The 13,903-nt window shown below is 53.4% G+C and carries 13 protein-coding genes; 5 read left to right on the top strand and 8 right to left on the bottom strand.

The window, feature by feature from the left end; genetic code table 11:
* Positions 1–22 precede the first annotated feature (22 nt).
* Entirely contained in the window at positions 23–649 is a 627-nt protein-coding gene (locus ACORNT_RS08130) for a DUF938 domain-containing protein (protein ID WP_321397976.1), read from the top strand.
* Between the two features lies 1 nt (position 650).
* On the opposite strand, the gene ACORNT_RS08125 is transcribed toward ACORNT_RS08130, so the two are convergent.
* The gene (locus ACORNT_RS08125; RefSeq protein WP_420717524.1) at positions 651–2,015 is read right to left on the bottom strand and encodes a dihydroorotase; all 1,365 of its coding nucleotides are present in this window, start codon (positions 2,013–2,015) and stop codon (positions 651–653) included.
* A 127-nt stretch (positions 2,016–2,142) separates the two neighbouring features.
* On the opposite strand from ACORNT_RS08125, the gene wecB reads away from it, so the two are divergent.
* From wecB to ACORNT_RS08110, 3 genes are read left to right on the top strand one after another with little or no spacing between them, the layout of a single operon-like run.
* A complete protein-coding gene (gene wecB, locus ACORNT_RS08120) occupies positions 2,143–3,288 on the top strand; it encodes a non-hydrolyzing UDP-N-acetylglucosamine 2-epimerase (RefSeq protein WP_321397970.1) in 1,146 nt (381 codons plus the stop codon).
* On the top strand, positions 3,263–4,093 hold the full coding sequence (locus tag ACORNT_RS08115) for a hypothetical protein (protein ID WP_321397967.1): 831 nt from the start codon (positions 3,263–3,265) through the stop codon (positions 4,091–4,093). The genes wecB and ACORNT_RS08115 overlap by 26 nt, the downstream gene beginning before the upstream one ends.
* On the top strand, positions 4,086–4,685 hold the full coding sequence (locus tag ACORNT_RS08110; RefSeq protein WP_321397964.1) for a DNA-3-methyladenine glycosylase I: 600 nt from the start codon (positions 4,086–4,088) through the stop codon (positions 4,683–4,685). Before ACORNT_RS08115 ends, ACORNT_RS08110 begins: the two co-directional genes overlap by 8 nt.
* Here the strand turns inward: ACORNT_RS08110 and ACORNT_RS08105 are convergent.
* From ACORNT_RS08105 to ACORNT_RS08075, 7 genes are all read right to left on the bottom strand, one after another.
* Positions 4,680–4,829 (bottom strand): hypothetical protein, encoded by a 150-nt coding sequence (locus ACORNT_RS08105; RefSeq protein WP_321397961.1) that lies wholly within the window; start codon positions 4,827–4,829, stop codon positions 4,680–4,682. The genes ACORNT_RS08110 and ACORNT_RS08105 overlap by 6 nt on opposite strands.
* Before the next feature lie 159 nt (positions 4,830–4,988).
* Entirely contained in the window at positions 4,989–6,137 is a 1,149-nt protein-coding gene (rodA, locus tag ACORNT_RS08100; RefSeq protein WP_321397958.1) for a rod shape-determining protein RodA, read from the bottom strand.
* The gene (gene mrdA / locus ACORNT_RS08095) at positions 6,137–7,990 is read right to left on the bottom strand and encodes a penicillin-binding protein 2 (RefSeq protein WP_321397955.1); all 1,854 of its coding nucleotides are present in this window, start codon (positions 7,988–7,990) and stop codon (positions 6,137–6,139) included. Before mrdA ends, rodA begins: the two co-directional genes overlap by 1 nt.
* Positions 7,991–7,994: 4 nt before the next feature.
* Positions 7,995–8,510: a rod shape-determining protein MreD gene (gene mreD, locus ACORNT_RS08090; RefSeq protein WP_321397952.1), complete on the bottom strand. Its 516-nt coding sequence runs from the start codon at positions 8,508–8,510 to the stop codon at positions 7,995–7,997.
* On the bottom strand, positions 8,510–9,370 hold the full coding sequence (gene mreC, locus ACORNT_RS08085; protein WP_321397950.1) for a rod shape-determining protein MreC: 861 nt from the start codon (positions 9,368–9,370) through the stop codon (positions 8,510–8,512). The genes mreD and mreC overlap by 1 nt, the downstream gene beginning before the upstream one ends.
* A 40-nt stretch (positions 9,371–9,410) precedes the next feature.
* Positions 9,411–10,448: a rod shape-determining protein gene (locus tag ACORNT_RS08080; RefSeq protein ID WP_321397947.1), complete on the bottom strand. Its 1,038-nt coding sequence runs from the start codon at positions 10,446–10,448 to the stop codon at positions 9,411–9,413.
* A gap of 250 nt (positions 10,449–10,698) precedes the next feature.
* On the bottom strand, positions 10,699–12,243 hold the full coding sequence (locus ACORNT_RS08075; RefSeq protein WP_321397944.1) for a 2-isopropylmalate synthase: 1,545 nt from the start codon (positions 12,241–12,243) through the stop codon (positions 10,699–10,701).
* 627 nt (positions 12,244–12,870) lie between these two features.
* Between ACORNT_RS08075 and ACORNT_RS08070 the strand changes: the two genes are divergently transcribed.
* On the top strand, positions 12,871–13,884 hold the full coding sequence (locus tag ACORNT_RS08070; protein ID WP_321397941.1) for a HAMP domain-containing sensor histidine kinase: 1,014 nt from the start codon (positions 12,871–12,873) through the stop codon (positions 13,882–13,884).
* Positions 13,885–13,903 lie beyond the last annotated feature (19 nt).

Genomic DNA, 13,903 nt, shown 5'->3' with positions numbered 1-13,903 from the left:
CTTATGAGTAAGGGACAATCTGATGAGTAAGGTCAGGGAAAAAATATCTGCCCCGGCAACGGCGCGTAATAGGGATCCGATCCTCGAGGTCCTCAAAGCCGAGTTGCCGCGCAGGGGAACAGTTCTGGAAATCGCCAGCGGCAGCGGCGAGCATGCCATCTATTTCACCGGCGCCCTGGCTCCGCTTATTTGGCAGCCGACCGATCCGGACCCGGCCTGCCGCAACAGCATCCAGGGCTGGTGGTGGGACGTGCAGCTCAATAATATCCTGCCGCCGCTGGATCTGAATGTGTGTGATGAGCCCTGGCCGGTCGAAACAACGCCGCCGATAGAACCCATCACCTCTATTGTCTGCATCAACATGATCCATATCGCCCCGTGGAAGGCCTGTGAAGGTCTGATGAAAGGGGCTGGCCGCATCCTGCCGAGGAACGGCATTCTCTATCTTTACGGCCCCTATAAGCAGAAGGGTGAACACACCGCGCCCGGCAACGAAGCCTTTAACCGCAGCCTGAAGGAAAGAAATCCGGAATGGGGAGTGCGCAATCTGGAAGATGTGATTGCGGAAGCCGGGAAAAACGGCCTTACTCTGGTCCGGACCGTTGAAATGCCTGCCAACAATCTGTCGGTTATTTTCCGTAAGAGCTGATTTATTTTCCCAGTGTTTCCTGGAAACGGATCGGCTGACCCTTGGCCTCCACAGCCAGGGCCCCTTCCCACATGACCTTGTTGCCGCGCACGAATGTCCCCACCGGCTTGCCGATCATCTGGCGGTCGGTAAAGGGGCTCCAGCCGCACTTGCTCTGCAGCCAGTCCTCGGTAATGACCCATTTCTTCTTGAGATCAACCACGGTAAAGTCGGCGTCATAGCCCACGGCCAGTCGTCCCTTGCCGGCGATGTTAAAGACCCGGGCCGGACCGGCGCTGGTCAGGTCCATAAATCGTTCCAGTGACAGGTTGCCCTTGTTCACATGATCAATCATGAGCGGCACCAGGGTCTGCACGCCCGGCATACCCGAGGGACTCAGGGGATAGTTCAGCGCCTTCATTTCCTTTTCATGGGGCGCATGGTCGGAACCGATCACATCTACAATCCCCACACTCAGGGCCTTCCACAGGGCCTGACGATGACGTTCATCCCTGATCGGCGGATTCATCTGGGCATAGGTGCCGAGATCTTCATAACAATCCGGCGAAGATAACGTCAGGTGCTGGGGCGTAACCTCCACCGTGGCAATATCCTTGTTGGCGGCCAGGATGGCCATTTCATCCTCTGTGGTGACATGCAGCAGGTGGATGCGCCGGCCGGTCTTGCGGGCAAGGCGGAGGATACGTTCCGTCGCCCGAATTGCCGTTTCTTCATCCCGCCACACAGGATGCTGGGAAACACCGCCATGCTCGGCCATATCCTTACGTTCGAGAAGCCTGTCCTCGTCTTCTGCATGGATAGCGATACGTCGGAAGCCGTTGGACAGCACTTTTTCCAGGGACTCATCGTCCGCCACCAGAAGATCCCCGGTGGAGGAGCCCATAAATATCTTGATCCCGGCACACCCCGGCTGTTTTTCCAGACTGGCAATCCGCGCGGCATTGCCGGAGGTGGCGCCAACGTAAAAAGCAAAGTCACACCACATGCGGTCCGTCGCCCGGCTGATCTTGTCCTTCAGCGCCTTAACCGTGGATGTGGTTGGCTTGGTATTAGGCATTTCAAAAACCGAGGTCACACCGCCAATAACCGCTGCGCGGCTGCCGCTTTCGAGATCTTCTTTCTGCTCGGCGCCCGGTTCCCGGAAATGTACCTGGCTGTCAATCACCCCCGGGAACAGATGCAGACCATTTGCATTGAGCACCTCTTCCGCTTCCACATTCCCCAGATGCCCGATTGCCACGATGATACCATCCCTGACGGCGATATCCGCCGGCTCTATTCCGTTGTGAGACACACAGACAGCATTACGGATCAGGAGGTCTAGGGTCACTGGAAAAATCCTTTCAGCTCGGTTATACTGGGTCATCTTGCGCCAAGTGTGGCACAAATCCTGTCGAGTTTCAGTATCTAAGTGAATAATATTATTGGGGGAAAACGAAAAGATTTTCTAAAAAACCCCGCCGGAATTTAATCAACTTTTATCTGAGCGGACGATGCAGGAACAACATCATATACTGATATGCGCGGGAACCAGGCCGGAGCTGATCAAGCTCGCCCCCCTCTATCACGAACTTAACAAAAGACCTCATCTCGCACCTTCCCTGTGCCTGACCGGGCAACATGAAAGCCTGGTCCGGGATTTGCCCCGGTCACTGAATATCTGTCCCGATCATATCTTCAAAAGGGACCAGTTTGATCACAGCCAGCTCGGCCTGATCAAGGGTGTGTTTCAACAACTGACGGCGCTTTTGCAGGTTCTGAAACCGCGCCTGATGCTGGTTCAGGGAGATACGGCAAGTGCGCTGACGGCCGCCATGACGGCACGGCAACAGAAAATACCGGTTGCCCACATAGAAGCCGGCCTGCGCACCCGGGACATCCTTTCGCCCTTTCCCGAAGAACTTTACCGGCAGTTGATCAGCCGGGTCGGCCGCTGGCATTTCTGCCCGACAAAAAACAATCGGGCCAGCCTGATAGAGGAAGATATTCCCGAAGATCACATCTATGTCTGCGGCAGCACCTCGATTGACGCGGTACTGCAGGTGCCGAAAAAATCACGGATACCGCTCGAAACAAAATCCCTCACTCGTCCCTATTTTCTGATCACCCTGCACCGGCGCGAAGTCCAGGGTGAAACCCTTGTGACCATCGTGGAGGCCCTGAGACGGTTCGCCGGGGAGAACCCCGGTTTTGATTTTCGCGTTACCGTTCATCCCAGTCCGGCCGTCCGGCGACTGCTTCATCACTATCTGACCGGCGCGGATAATATTTTCCTGCTGACGCCACTCGACTATCGGGACTTTGTCCCCCTGATGAAAAATGCATATGCCATTCTGTCGGATTCCGGCGGAATACAGGAAGAGGCCCCGGCCCTGAATGTGCCGGTTATTGTGTTCAGGGAAAAAACCGAACGCCAGGAAGGGGTCAGAAACGGCTGCCTGAGGCTGGCCGGGCACGACCCGGAAAAAATATTTTCCGAACTTGCCTTGTTAATCCACGACCAGGACCATTATAAAAGGATGAGCAGATCGCCAAATCCTTTTGGTGACGGTCAGGCAAGCCGGAACATCTGCGATATTCTGGACATGATTATAACAGGGCAATACTCCGGAAATGAGCGACCAAATTTACCATCTTGAAAACAGGCAGATTTTCAGCCTCACCGGGCCGGACAGGCTGAACTTCCTGCAGGGACTGATCACCAACGATATCGCCAGAATCCGCAACGGCGGCGCCCTCTATGCGGCCTTGCTGACACCGCAGGGAAAATATCTGTTTGATTTCTTTCTCTATACTGCAGGCGACACTCTTTATCTTGACTGCGAGAAAAATCGTGCCACGGAACTTTACCGGAAACTGATGATGTACCGGCTGCGCTCGGACGTGGAAATTACAGACGATGCGGACCGTCTCATGGTTATTTCCTCAAGTCGTCCGCTTGAAGACGCTCTCAGCTGTCATCAGGACCCGCGCCTGCCCGAACTGGGGTACCGGGCCATTACCGGCGAACTGCCGGAAGGATGTGTCTCGCCCGGCAAGGAGGAATATGACCACCAACGCCTTGGCCTCGGGATTGCGGAAGGGGTGGACGACTTTATCGTCGATAAATCCCTGGCCCTGGAAGGTAACATGGAAGAACTGAACGGTGTCGACTTTAACAAGGGCTGTTACGTGGGACAGGAAATCACCGCCCGGACCAAACACCGCGGCAAGATCCGCCGCCGGTTCGTTCCGGTAAAAATCGAGGGATCACTGCCGGCACCTGACAGCCCCATTACCGATGACAATGACAGGGAAATCGGCCAGTTGAGATCAGGACGTGACGGCATGGCCATCGCCTACGTGAAACTTGAAAATATTGAATTTGGACGCTCCTATTCCTGCGGCACCTCAAAAGTAATCCCCTGGAAGCCGGACTGGATGAAGGTGGAAGAACATGTCTGATCTGCATAGATGCCACTGGCCGGGGGAAGACCCGCTTTATTGCGCCTACCATGACGAGGAATGGGGTGTTCCTGTTTATGATTCCCGCGCCCTTTTTGAGAAGCTGATCCTGGATGGTTTCCAGGCCGGCCTGAGCTGGATTACGATCCTGCGCAGAAGGGAAAGTTTCCTGCAGGCTTTTGACGGTTTCGATCCCGAAAAAATCGCGGCCTATGGTGATGAAGACATTAACCGGCTGATGAATGATCCCGGCATTATCCGTAACCGGCAGAAAGTCCTGTCGACCATCAGGAACGCCCGTCTCTATCTGGATATCGAGGCAAACAGAAAAGGCGCCTTCAGCGACCTGTTGTGGGGTTTCACAGATGGCAGGCCGCTGCAAAACGCCTGGACAGAAAATGCCCAGATTCCGGCTCTCACCCCCGAATCCGAGAAGATGAGCAAAGCACTGAAGAAAATGGGATTTGGTTTCTGCGGACCGACAATTTGTTATGCCTTCATGCAGGCGGTCGGTATGGTCAACGACCACATAACCACCTGTTTCAGACATCAGGAGGTTATGCGGATTTCAGATGACAGGCCTGATCTATAAGGATAGCAAAATCATCAAAAGGCAAAGGGCTGCCCCCAAAAAGAATGCTTTGCCGAATTCCTTAAATATATGTGCCCGCTTGATACGGAATTTGGAGGAGCCTCCAAAGCCGTTTTCTCTTATTTCCAATTGATTAGCAGTCATGGTAATTCCCCGGTAAAAACAGTTAACTTCCGGAGTCTGTTATTCTGCCCGTAACTTACCCGCCGAAAGCGGTCACATAATAGTTAATAAATGGTTAACAAGCAATGCTAAAAGCATACTAATGCATTGAGACTAGAGAACTATCCGGGGTTGAAAATGTCAGGCGAATGCACCTCCGCGAGAAATCATGGTATCCCTGTGGATGGCAACACAAAGGACAAAACCTATACCGATCAAGAGGGTTAGCATGGCTGAACCGCCATAGGAAACGAGTGGCAACGGCACCCCCACCACCGGCAAAAGCCCCATGACCATGGCAATATTGATAAAGACATAAAGGAAGAAGGTCACCGACATACCAAGAGCCAGCAATCGGCCGAACTGGCTCCTGACACTCATACTGACAAGAATGGCATAGGCCAGCAACGTCAGATAGAGGAACAACAACCCGAGTCCCCCCATCAAGCCAAACTCCTCGGACAGGACGGTAAAGATAAAATCAGTCTGTTTTTCCGGCAGAAAATTTAACTGGCTCTGGGTGCCCTGGACAAATCCCTTGCCATACAAGCCGCCTGATCCAAAGGCGATTTTGGACTGGATAATATGGTAACCCGCGCCAAGCGGATCCCGTTCCGGATCCAGGAAGGTCAATACCCTGTCCTTCTGATAGGGCTTGAGGAAGTTCCAGGCGCCAATGGCGGCAGGAATGGTTGCAATCAGCCCCGCCACAAATATCCACATCCTGACCCCGGCCGCAAACAATATGGCAATACCGCCAAACGCGATCAGCAGGGTGGTGCCGAGATCCGGCTGCCTGAGAACAAATATGGCCGGCATAATGATCAGCACCACCGGCATCAACAGACTTTTATAAGAGGTCTGGTCCTCGTTAGGGAGACAATGGAAATATCTGGCCAGGGCCATGACCAGCGCAATTTTCATAAACTCGGAAGGCTGCAAATTCATAAATCCGATATTGAGCCAGCGCTGGGCCCCCATGCCCGTGTGGCCCATGATATCCACCGCCAGCAGGAGCAAAAGGGACAGGAAATAAAGCGGATAGGCGAGAAACATCCACACCCTGAGATCAATCAGGGCAATCACCAGCATGCAGACCATACCAATAAGAAAACGGATCATCTGGCTCTTCGCCCACGGCTCTATATTGCCGCCGGCCACCGAATAAAGAAGTGCAAATCCGGTGCAGGCAATGGTCACAACCACCAGCACAATCAACCAGTTAATTTCAGAAATCTTCTGAAAAATGTTTTTTCTGTCGCGACGCTGGTTTCGGGCGAGTGCGTGCATCAGGCCTGTCTCTCCCCTTTATTCAGGTCAGGTTTTTTCCGGTCCTTTTCCTGGATATATCGCATCACATCTGCGGCGATGGGTGCAGCAGAGGAAGCTCCGCCACCGCCGTGTTCCACAAGAACAGACACCGCATAGCGGGGCGCTTCTACCGGACCATAGCCGACAAACAAGGCGTGTTCCCGCTCGATCCAGGGTTTTTCACCATATTTCCGGATCCCGGTGTCCCGTTCCGCCTTGCTGATCCGACGCACCTGGCTGGTGCCGGTTTTTCCGCCCATGGAATAACTCTTGGTGTGGGGGATATAATAGTGGGCCGTGCCTTTGACATCATTGACCACCGCGGACATACCGTCCTGCACAAGCTTAAGATGTTCCTCGGAGACCGCAATTTTTTCCAGCGGCACCGGCGTATCCTCGCCGGACGGCAGGATGATCCGGGGTTCAACAGCGTAGCCGCCATTAACCAGACGGGATGTCATGACAGCCAGTTGCAACGGCGTGGCCAGAACATAACCCTGGCCGATACCTGCATTAGCCGTGTCCCCGCCCTGCCAGCTCACGCCCTGTGTCGCCAGCTTCCAGCCCTTTCCGGGAATCAGGCCGTCAACTTCACCGGGAATGCCTATATTAAAGCTTTTGCCAAGGCCAAACCTCTGGGCGACTTCCTGGATCTTGTCAATCCCGACCCGGCCCGCCACTTCATAAAAATAGACATCACAGGAGCCGGCTATGGCATGTTTCAGATCTACCTTGCCGTGGCCGTATTTCTTCCAGCAATGGAAAGTATGGTTGCCGAGATGATATTTACCGTTGCAGAAGACTTCCTCTGTCTCATCAATCACACCCGCTTCCAGGGCGGCAAGCGCGACAATCATCTTGAAGGTGGAACCAGGTGGATATTGCCCCGAAACCGTCTTGTTGGTCATGGGCTTGCGGATATCATTGCGCAATTCGTCCCACTTCTTCTGACTGATGCCCAGATTAAAATCATTGGGGTCAAAGGCCGGTGTCGAGGCAATGGCAAGAACGTCCCCATTGTGAACGTCCATGACCACAATCGCCGCACTCTGGTCGCGAACCCTTTCCGCAGCATATTTCTGCAGATCCAGATCAATGGTCAGACGTACGTCTTCACCGGCTTTGCTGTCCTGGCGGGAGAGTTCCCGGATCACACGGCCCAGGGCGTTAACTTCAACCCGAGTGTTGCCGGCCTCGCCGCGCAGACGTTGTTCCAGTTCCCGCTCCATGCCGTTCTTGCCGATCTTGAACGCTGGCAGTTCCAGGAGCGGGTCGTCAGACCTCCCCAGGTCCTGTTCACTGACTGATCCCACATATCCCACCAGATGGGCAAGATATCCCTTCTGTGGGTAATAGCGGGTTGTTCCCACATCCGGCTGGATGCCCGGCAGGTCCGGGATATTCACATTGACATGGGCAAAAGTCTCCCAGTCCAGATTCTGTGCTACAGCCACCGGCAGGAAAGACCTCTGCCGCTTGATGGCCTTGAGGATACGTTTCTGCTCCCGTTCTGACAGAGGCACCAGATCTGACAGGGAATTCAGGGTATCCTCCACACTCTCGGACTGTTCAGGAATCAGGTTGACCCGGTAATCGACCCGGTTTCCTGCCAGAATATTGCCGTAACGATCCAGGATTTTTCCCCGCTCCGGCGACAACAGGCGCAGACTGATCCGGTTTTCGTCCGCCAGAAGCTCATACTGGCTGCGCCCCACCACCTGCAGGTAATACATCCGCCCGATCAGCGCCGAAGACAGCACCATCATCCCGCCGGCAATCATGCTTGCCCGGCGGGTATAGATTTTGTACTTCAGATCGTCGGACTGGGACAATTCACTACCTTTTTTCTGCTTTCAGTCGTTTTCTGATGTTTCCGAGTCCCCAGGTAACTACCGGGAACAGAGCTATGGTCAGCAGGCTCTGGCCAATGGCGTGCCAGTAATTCAATATGGTTTTGTAATAGATAGATGCCACCGCCCAGCTGCTAAACCCGAATACCAGAGAAATAATAACGAAAATCAACCAGTTAAACAGAAAGTCCCGTTCAAGGAAATTGCGTCCCTGAATCAGGACAAACTGCCGGACCAGCAGCAGCAACAGCGCCATCATACCCAATGGCCCGCCGCCCAGTATATCCTGAATAAGGCCGATCATAAAGACTACACTGACGGGCAGGAGCTCCGGACGCACCACTGCCCAGTAATAGACGGCGATCAGCGTCAGATAAGGCATCAGATTGCCAAAATAGGGGATCTTGTAGGGCAGCACCATAATCACCGCCAGCAGCAGGCTGGTCAGAAACGGCAGCAATCCGCGAAAACCTATTTCATTTTTCTTTTCAAGTAATGCCATTATCGCTTTCCTTCCGGCGCGCCGTCTTTTGTGACCTCCCGGTCACTTTTCACAACGTCGGGACTGGCGGCAATATCGTAGGCCAGCACACTGACATAATTGAGACGGTACAGATTGGTCGCAAGCCGGACCCGAATGCCGTTTCCTTCATTGACCTCTATGACCCGGCCAACCGGAAGGTCCGGCGGGAACACCTTGGCAAATCCGCTGGTCAGGACAATATCGCCCACCTTGACCTCGGCTCCCAACGGCAGGAAATTAAGCAGAGGAGTGCCACTGTTGTCGCCCTCGAGAATGACATTAATGCCGTTTGAGGCTATTTTCACCGGCACCCTGCTGTTCAGGTCAGTGATCAGTAGAACCCTTGCAGACCCGGCACCCACATTGATGGTACGACCAATAATTCCCTCTTCGTTGACAACCGCCATACCCTTTTGAATACCGTCATCATATCCGCTGTTAATGAGCACACTTTTGAAAAAGGGACTGCCGCTGTCGGACACAACCCGCGAGGCGGCAACCGTATTGACTTTGCCTTGCCGGATCTTCAGGAGGCTGGACAGGCGCTGATTGTCAATGACAAGCTGGGACGCCACAACCTGCTCCTGGCGCAGAATGCTGTTTTCCGCACGCAACCGTTCGTTTTCGGAATAGACAAGGGCGAGTTTCTGTGTCCAGGTGACAATATCATCCGCCGTTTCCAGCGGTTTGGACAGGACATCCAGAATAGTGGCGAAGCCGTCAAATACAGCCGCCCGGCTGGTTTCAACCGCCTGATTATCGTTGCGGCCAAAAACAAGCAGGGCAAAGGACAACAGGATAAAGAAGCTGGCCGAGAATCTCTGTCCAAACCCCTTCATATTACAGTCCCTTGCCTCACCTGATCGTTTTCAGGACTCCTCAGTAGGAGTCGCTCAGTACGTGTTTGAGGATTTCATCTTCAAGCGAGCGTCCGGTTCCAAGCGCTACACAGGTCAGCGGCTCATCTGCGACAAAGACCGGAAGGCCCGTCGCCTTGCGCAGGACCTTGTCCAGATCACGCAGCAACGCGCCACCACCGGTCAGAACGATGCCCTTGTCGACGATATCGGCCGCCAGTTCCGGCGGGGTTTGTTCAAGGGCGACCTTTACACCTTCAACAATTGCGCCTACCGGCTCGGCCAGAGCTTCTGAAATCTGAAGCTGGTCAATAACGATTTCCTTGGGCACGCCGTTCATCAGGTCACGGCCTTTGATTTCCATGGTTTTACCGACGCCGTCTTCAGGCGGGGCCGCGGTACCGATTTCCTTCTTGATGCGTTCGGCACTGCTTTCGCCGATCAGCAGGTTGTGGTTACGACGGATGTAGGCAATGATCGCCTCGTCCATCTTGTCACCACCCACACGGACGGATGAGGCGTAAACTATTCCCCCCAGTGACAGAACGGCCACCTCGCTGGTGCCGCCGCCAATATCGACAATCATTGACCCCGTGGGTTCGGTCACCGGCAGGCCGGCACCGATAGCGGCAGCCATGGGCTCCTCAATCAGGAAAACCCGGCGCGCGCCGGCTTCAAGGGCGCTGTCACGGATCGCCTTGCGCTCAACCGGCGTGGATCCGGACGGTACACAGATCACGATCTGCGGATTTGCCATCATACTGCGGTTATGCACCTTGCGGATAAAATCCTTGATCATGGCTTCAGCCACTTCAAAGTCTGCGATCACACCATCGCGAAGCGGTCGGATAGCCTCGATATTACCAGGTGTCCGGCCAAGCATCATTTTGGCTTCTTCGCCAACAGCAAGTACATGCTTGATACCGCCTACATTCTTCAGGGCCACAACGGAAGGTTCATTGAGGACGATTCCCCGTCCTTTTACATACACAAGGGTATTGGCGGTACCCAGATCAATTGCCATGTCAGAGGAGAACATCCCCAGAAGTTTTTCGAACATTTACTTTAGCCTATCCCATGCGCGATATGATCTGAACCGGGGGTCTATTAACTGACCTCCGTCAGACCGGTTAACTATAACGGAACTGCTTATAAAGTCTATCTATTAAGATATGGTTTTCATTGCAATAAATTCATGGCTAAAGTGAGGCTTTGGAGCATATAAGTCCAAAAAAGAGCCCCTCTGCCGGGGCAGAGGGGTCATAAGACAATTAACACCATAAAATGCGTATATTCGAAACAAAAAAAGATCAGGCGCTCATTTCCGCAGGCGCCGTTTTCTCGCGCTTGGTGATGAGTTTATTCAGGGCGTTGGCATAAGCCCGTGCAGACGCCACCAGGGTATCCGTATGGGCCGCATGGCCGTTCACGGTCTTGCCGTCTTCCTCCAGCCGCACCGTTACTTCCGCCTGGGCGTCAGTACCCCTCGTAACCGCATGAACCTGATACAGCTGCAAATGCGGATCACCCCCGATGACCTCACGCAAAGCCTTAAAAGCCGCATCCACCGGACCGTTTCCTTCGGAAAAGACGGTTTTTTCCTCACCGTCAATATTCAGCACCAGTTCGGCGCTGTTGGCCTTGCCTTTCTCACAGACGAATTTCCAGCCGACCACTTTCATGTGATCGTTGTCCTGCATATTCTCGTCGACGATAGAGATAATATCCTCATCATAGACGGTTTTCTTGCGGTCAGCCAGGTCCTTGAAAGCCTGGAAGGCGCTCATAAATTCATTGTCGCCCAGTTCATAACCGAGGTCCTTCAGCTTTTCACGGAAGGCATGACGTCCGGAATGCTTGCCCATAACCAGGGAGGATTCCTTCAGCCCCACACTCTCAGGGGTCATGATTTCATAGGTTTCGGCATTTTTCAGCATGCCGTCCTGGTGAATACCACTTTCATGGGCAAAGGCATTGGCCCCGACAATCGCCTTATTGTTCTGCACGGCCAGCCCCGTGACGCTGCTGACCAGACGGGACGTCTTGGTGATATTTTCAGTCACCACGCCGGTTGTATAAGGCAACATGTCCTGGCGGGTGCGGAAGGCCATGACAATTTCTTCCAGCGCCGCATTCCCAGCCCGCTCGCCGATGCCATTGATGGTACATTCAATCTGCCGGGCACCGCCCTGAACGGCGGCAATACTGTTGGCCACGGCCAGCCCCAGATCGTTATGACAATGGGTCGAGAAGATCGCCTTGTCGCTGTCCGGCACGTTGGCAATGATCTTTTCAATCATCACCCTGTATTCATCCGGTGTGGTATAGCCCACCGTATCCGGCACATTAATGGTCGTCGCCCCGGCCTTGATCGCCGTTTCGATGGATTTATACAGGAAATCCTCTTCGGTGCGGGTACCGTCCTCACAGGACCATTCCACATCCTCGCACAGGTTGCGCGCGTAAGCCACACTGTCGGCGATGGCTTCCAGCACCTCGGACGGCTCCATCTGCAATTTAAACTTCATATGCAGTGGACTGGTGGAAATAAAGGTGTGAATCCGGGGCCGCACCGCCGGCTTCAATGCCTCCCACGCCCGGTCGATATCCTTGTGGGAAGCCCGGGCCAGTGAACAGACACTGGTCTTTTTCATCAGTTTGGCGACCTCAGTGACAGATTCAAAGTCGCCGTTGGAGGCAATGGCAAAACCAGCCTCGATCACGTCCACACCCAATGCTTCCAGCGCCTCTGCCACCCGGATTTTTTCTGTCAGGGTCATGGAGGCACCCGGCGACTGCTCGCCGTCGCGCAGGGTCGTATCAAATATTATTACTCGGTTTTTATCGGTAGTCATTGTTCTGAACCTTCTGAATCTCTGGTGAAATATAACAGAACTGTCCGTAATTACCATACGTACAGGGCTTGTTTTTTCTCCCCTAAACGCCTGCTGAAACTACAGCTTTATAAGGGTAAAGGCGCTCAGGGGCGACTTAGTCGACCAAGAGATAGAAGGAGGGCAGGAAGTGAACGGGTGGACAGGCAGGCAGAAGCAACGGACATAACTGGTCCGCTGTCGAAAATTTCTGATTTCTGCTCTTGATACATCATGTCCGGTTTCAATCGTTCTTCACTAAAAGACTTTCTATCCTATATGGGACAGATTGTGAATAAAAAAAGTCCCGGAGCGGACTTTTCTTTTGGTGTCCCGGATACTGTTTTCAGAGGTTATGCTTAATAAACCCCTAAGAAAAACCGGAAAAACATTCAAATTCACCTTCCGGCAGCGTAAATGACTTTCTTTAGCGGGACAAACCGGAATCAACCATTGACAAACGGGTGGTCCCCTCTTCATAGTCGCCTGAAATTTTTCGATTAGTAAGAAAACACTGCTGCGACCAGGGAAATTTAAGACGTGTCACAGTTCTGGCATCCACATTTACTGTTACTCATAGCCCTGGTACCTGTGCCGGTCCTCATGTATATGAAACGCCATAGCCTGTCGCAACTCAGTGCCGGTTACAACCGCCTTTTTGCCGGCCTCTGCCTGGTCACTTTCATTACCCTTATTGACTACCTGGAAGAAACACCGCCCGGAAAAGAACTCTTCGAACAGGTCTTTCACACGGCTTGGTTCGGTCCGCAGTTGATTTATGCGTATGTGGTCGCCTTTCTGCTGATCATCTGGGGTATCAGCGGCTGGCTGTCCGCAGTTACCAGTGTCACCAAAGAGGTTGAGCTTCGTAAAAAGGCGGAAAGAGACCTGCGCGAACTGTCACGAAAATCCCATGAACTTGCGGCCCAGGCAGAGGAGGCAAGCCAGGCCAAGTCGGCCTTTCTGGCCAATATGAGCCATGAATTGCGCACCCCGCTGAACGCCATCATTGGCTACTCGGAGCTCCTCAGGAATAAAAATATTCCCATGACCGAACAGAAAAAGGATGAATATGCCGAACATATCCATACCAGCGGCAATCACCTTCTTGACCTGATTAACGACATTCTGGACCTGGCCAAGGTGGAATCCGGCAAGCTCGAAGTCCATCCCGGCCCTGTTGATATTCTTCATCTGCTTCAGGACTGTGAAAATTTTACATCAGCCATGGCAGATAACGCACGGATCACTGTTGAGCTGGACTGTCCGGATCGTGAAATCACAAGTGACGAGAAAATTCTCAAACAGATCATCATCAACCTGATGAGCAACGCCATCAAATATAATCACCCGGGCGGCTCCGTCAACGTCACCGGACGATTTGAGGGCGGCTGGCTCACTATTGATGTGACAGACAACGGTGTCGGTATGACCGAACGGGAGCTGCAACTGGTGATGGAACCCTTCGTTCAGATCGATAACAGCTACAGCCGCAAGGTCGAAGGCACCGGCCTCGGCCTGGCCCTGGTCAACAGCTTCACCGAACTTCTGGGTGGCACGGTCAGCATTATCTCCCGGAAAAACGAAGGCACAACCGTCAGCCTGAAATTGCCCGCCATGTAAAAAGCCGCTTTCCCGGAGA

Origin of the sequence: Emcibacter sp., from assembly GCF_963675455.1 — a bacterium.
Classification (GTDB): Bacteria; Pseudomonadota; Alphaproteobacteria; order Sphingomonadales; family Emcibacteraceae; genus Emcibacter.
This window is presented reverse-complemented; position numbering and strand designations above follow the sequence as displayed.

What these genes read in the sequence shown, in the direction of transcription:
- wecB (WP_321397970.1), top strand. Translation starts at nt 2,143, where the DNA reads ATGCAGGAACAACATCATATACTGATATGCGCGGGAACCAGGCCGGAG.
- mreC (WP_321397950.1), bottom strand. Translation starts at nt 9,370, where the DNA reads ATGAAGGGGTTTGGACAGAGATTCTCGGCCAGCTTCTTTATCCTGTTG.
- rodA (WP_321397958.1), bottom strand. Translation starts at nt 6,137, where the DNA reads ATGCACGCACTCGCCCGAAACCAGCGTCGCGACAGAAAAAACATTTTT.
- ACORNT_RS08080 (WP_321397947.1), bottom strand. Translation starts at nt 10,448, where the DNA reads ATGTTCGAAAAACTTCTGGGGATGTTCTCCTCTGACATGGCAATTGAT.
- ACORNT_RS08105 (WP_321397961.1), bottom strand. Translation starts at nt 4,829, where the DNA reads ATGACTGCTAATCAATTGGAAATAAGAGAAAACGGCTTTGGAGGCTCC.
- mreD (WP_321397952.1), bottom strand. Translation starts at nt 8,510, where the DNA reads ATGGCATTACTTGAAAAGAAAAATGAAATAGGTTTTCGCGGATTGCTG.
- ACORNT_RS08130 (WP_321397976.1), top strand. Translation starts at nt 23, where the DNA reads ATGAGTAAGGTCAGGGAAAAAATATCTGCCCCGGCAACGGCGCGTAAT.
- ACORNT_RS08115 (WP_321397967.1), top strand. Translation starts at nt 3,263, where the DNA reads ATGAGCGACCAAATTTACCATCTTGAAAACAGGCAGATTTTCAGCCTC.
- ACORNT_RS08075 (WP_321397944.1), bottom strand. Translation starts at nt 12,243, where the DNA reads ATGACTACCGATAAAAACCGAGTAATAATATTTGATACGACCCTGCGC.
- ACORNT_RS08070 (WP_321397941.1), top strand. Translation starts at nt 12,871, where the DNA reads ATGAAACGCCATAGCCTGTCGCAACTCAGTGCCGGTTACAACCGCCTT.
- ACORNT_RS08125 (WP_420717524.1), bottom strand. Translation starts at nt 2,015, where the DNA reads ATGACCCAGTATAACCGAGCTGAAAGGATTTTTCCAGTGACCCTAGAC.
- ACORNT_RS08110 (WP_321397964.1), top strand. Translation starts at nt 4,086, where the DNA reads ATGTCTGATCTGCATAGATGCCACTGGCCGGGGGAAGACCCGCTTTAT.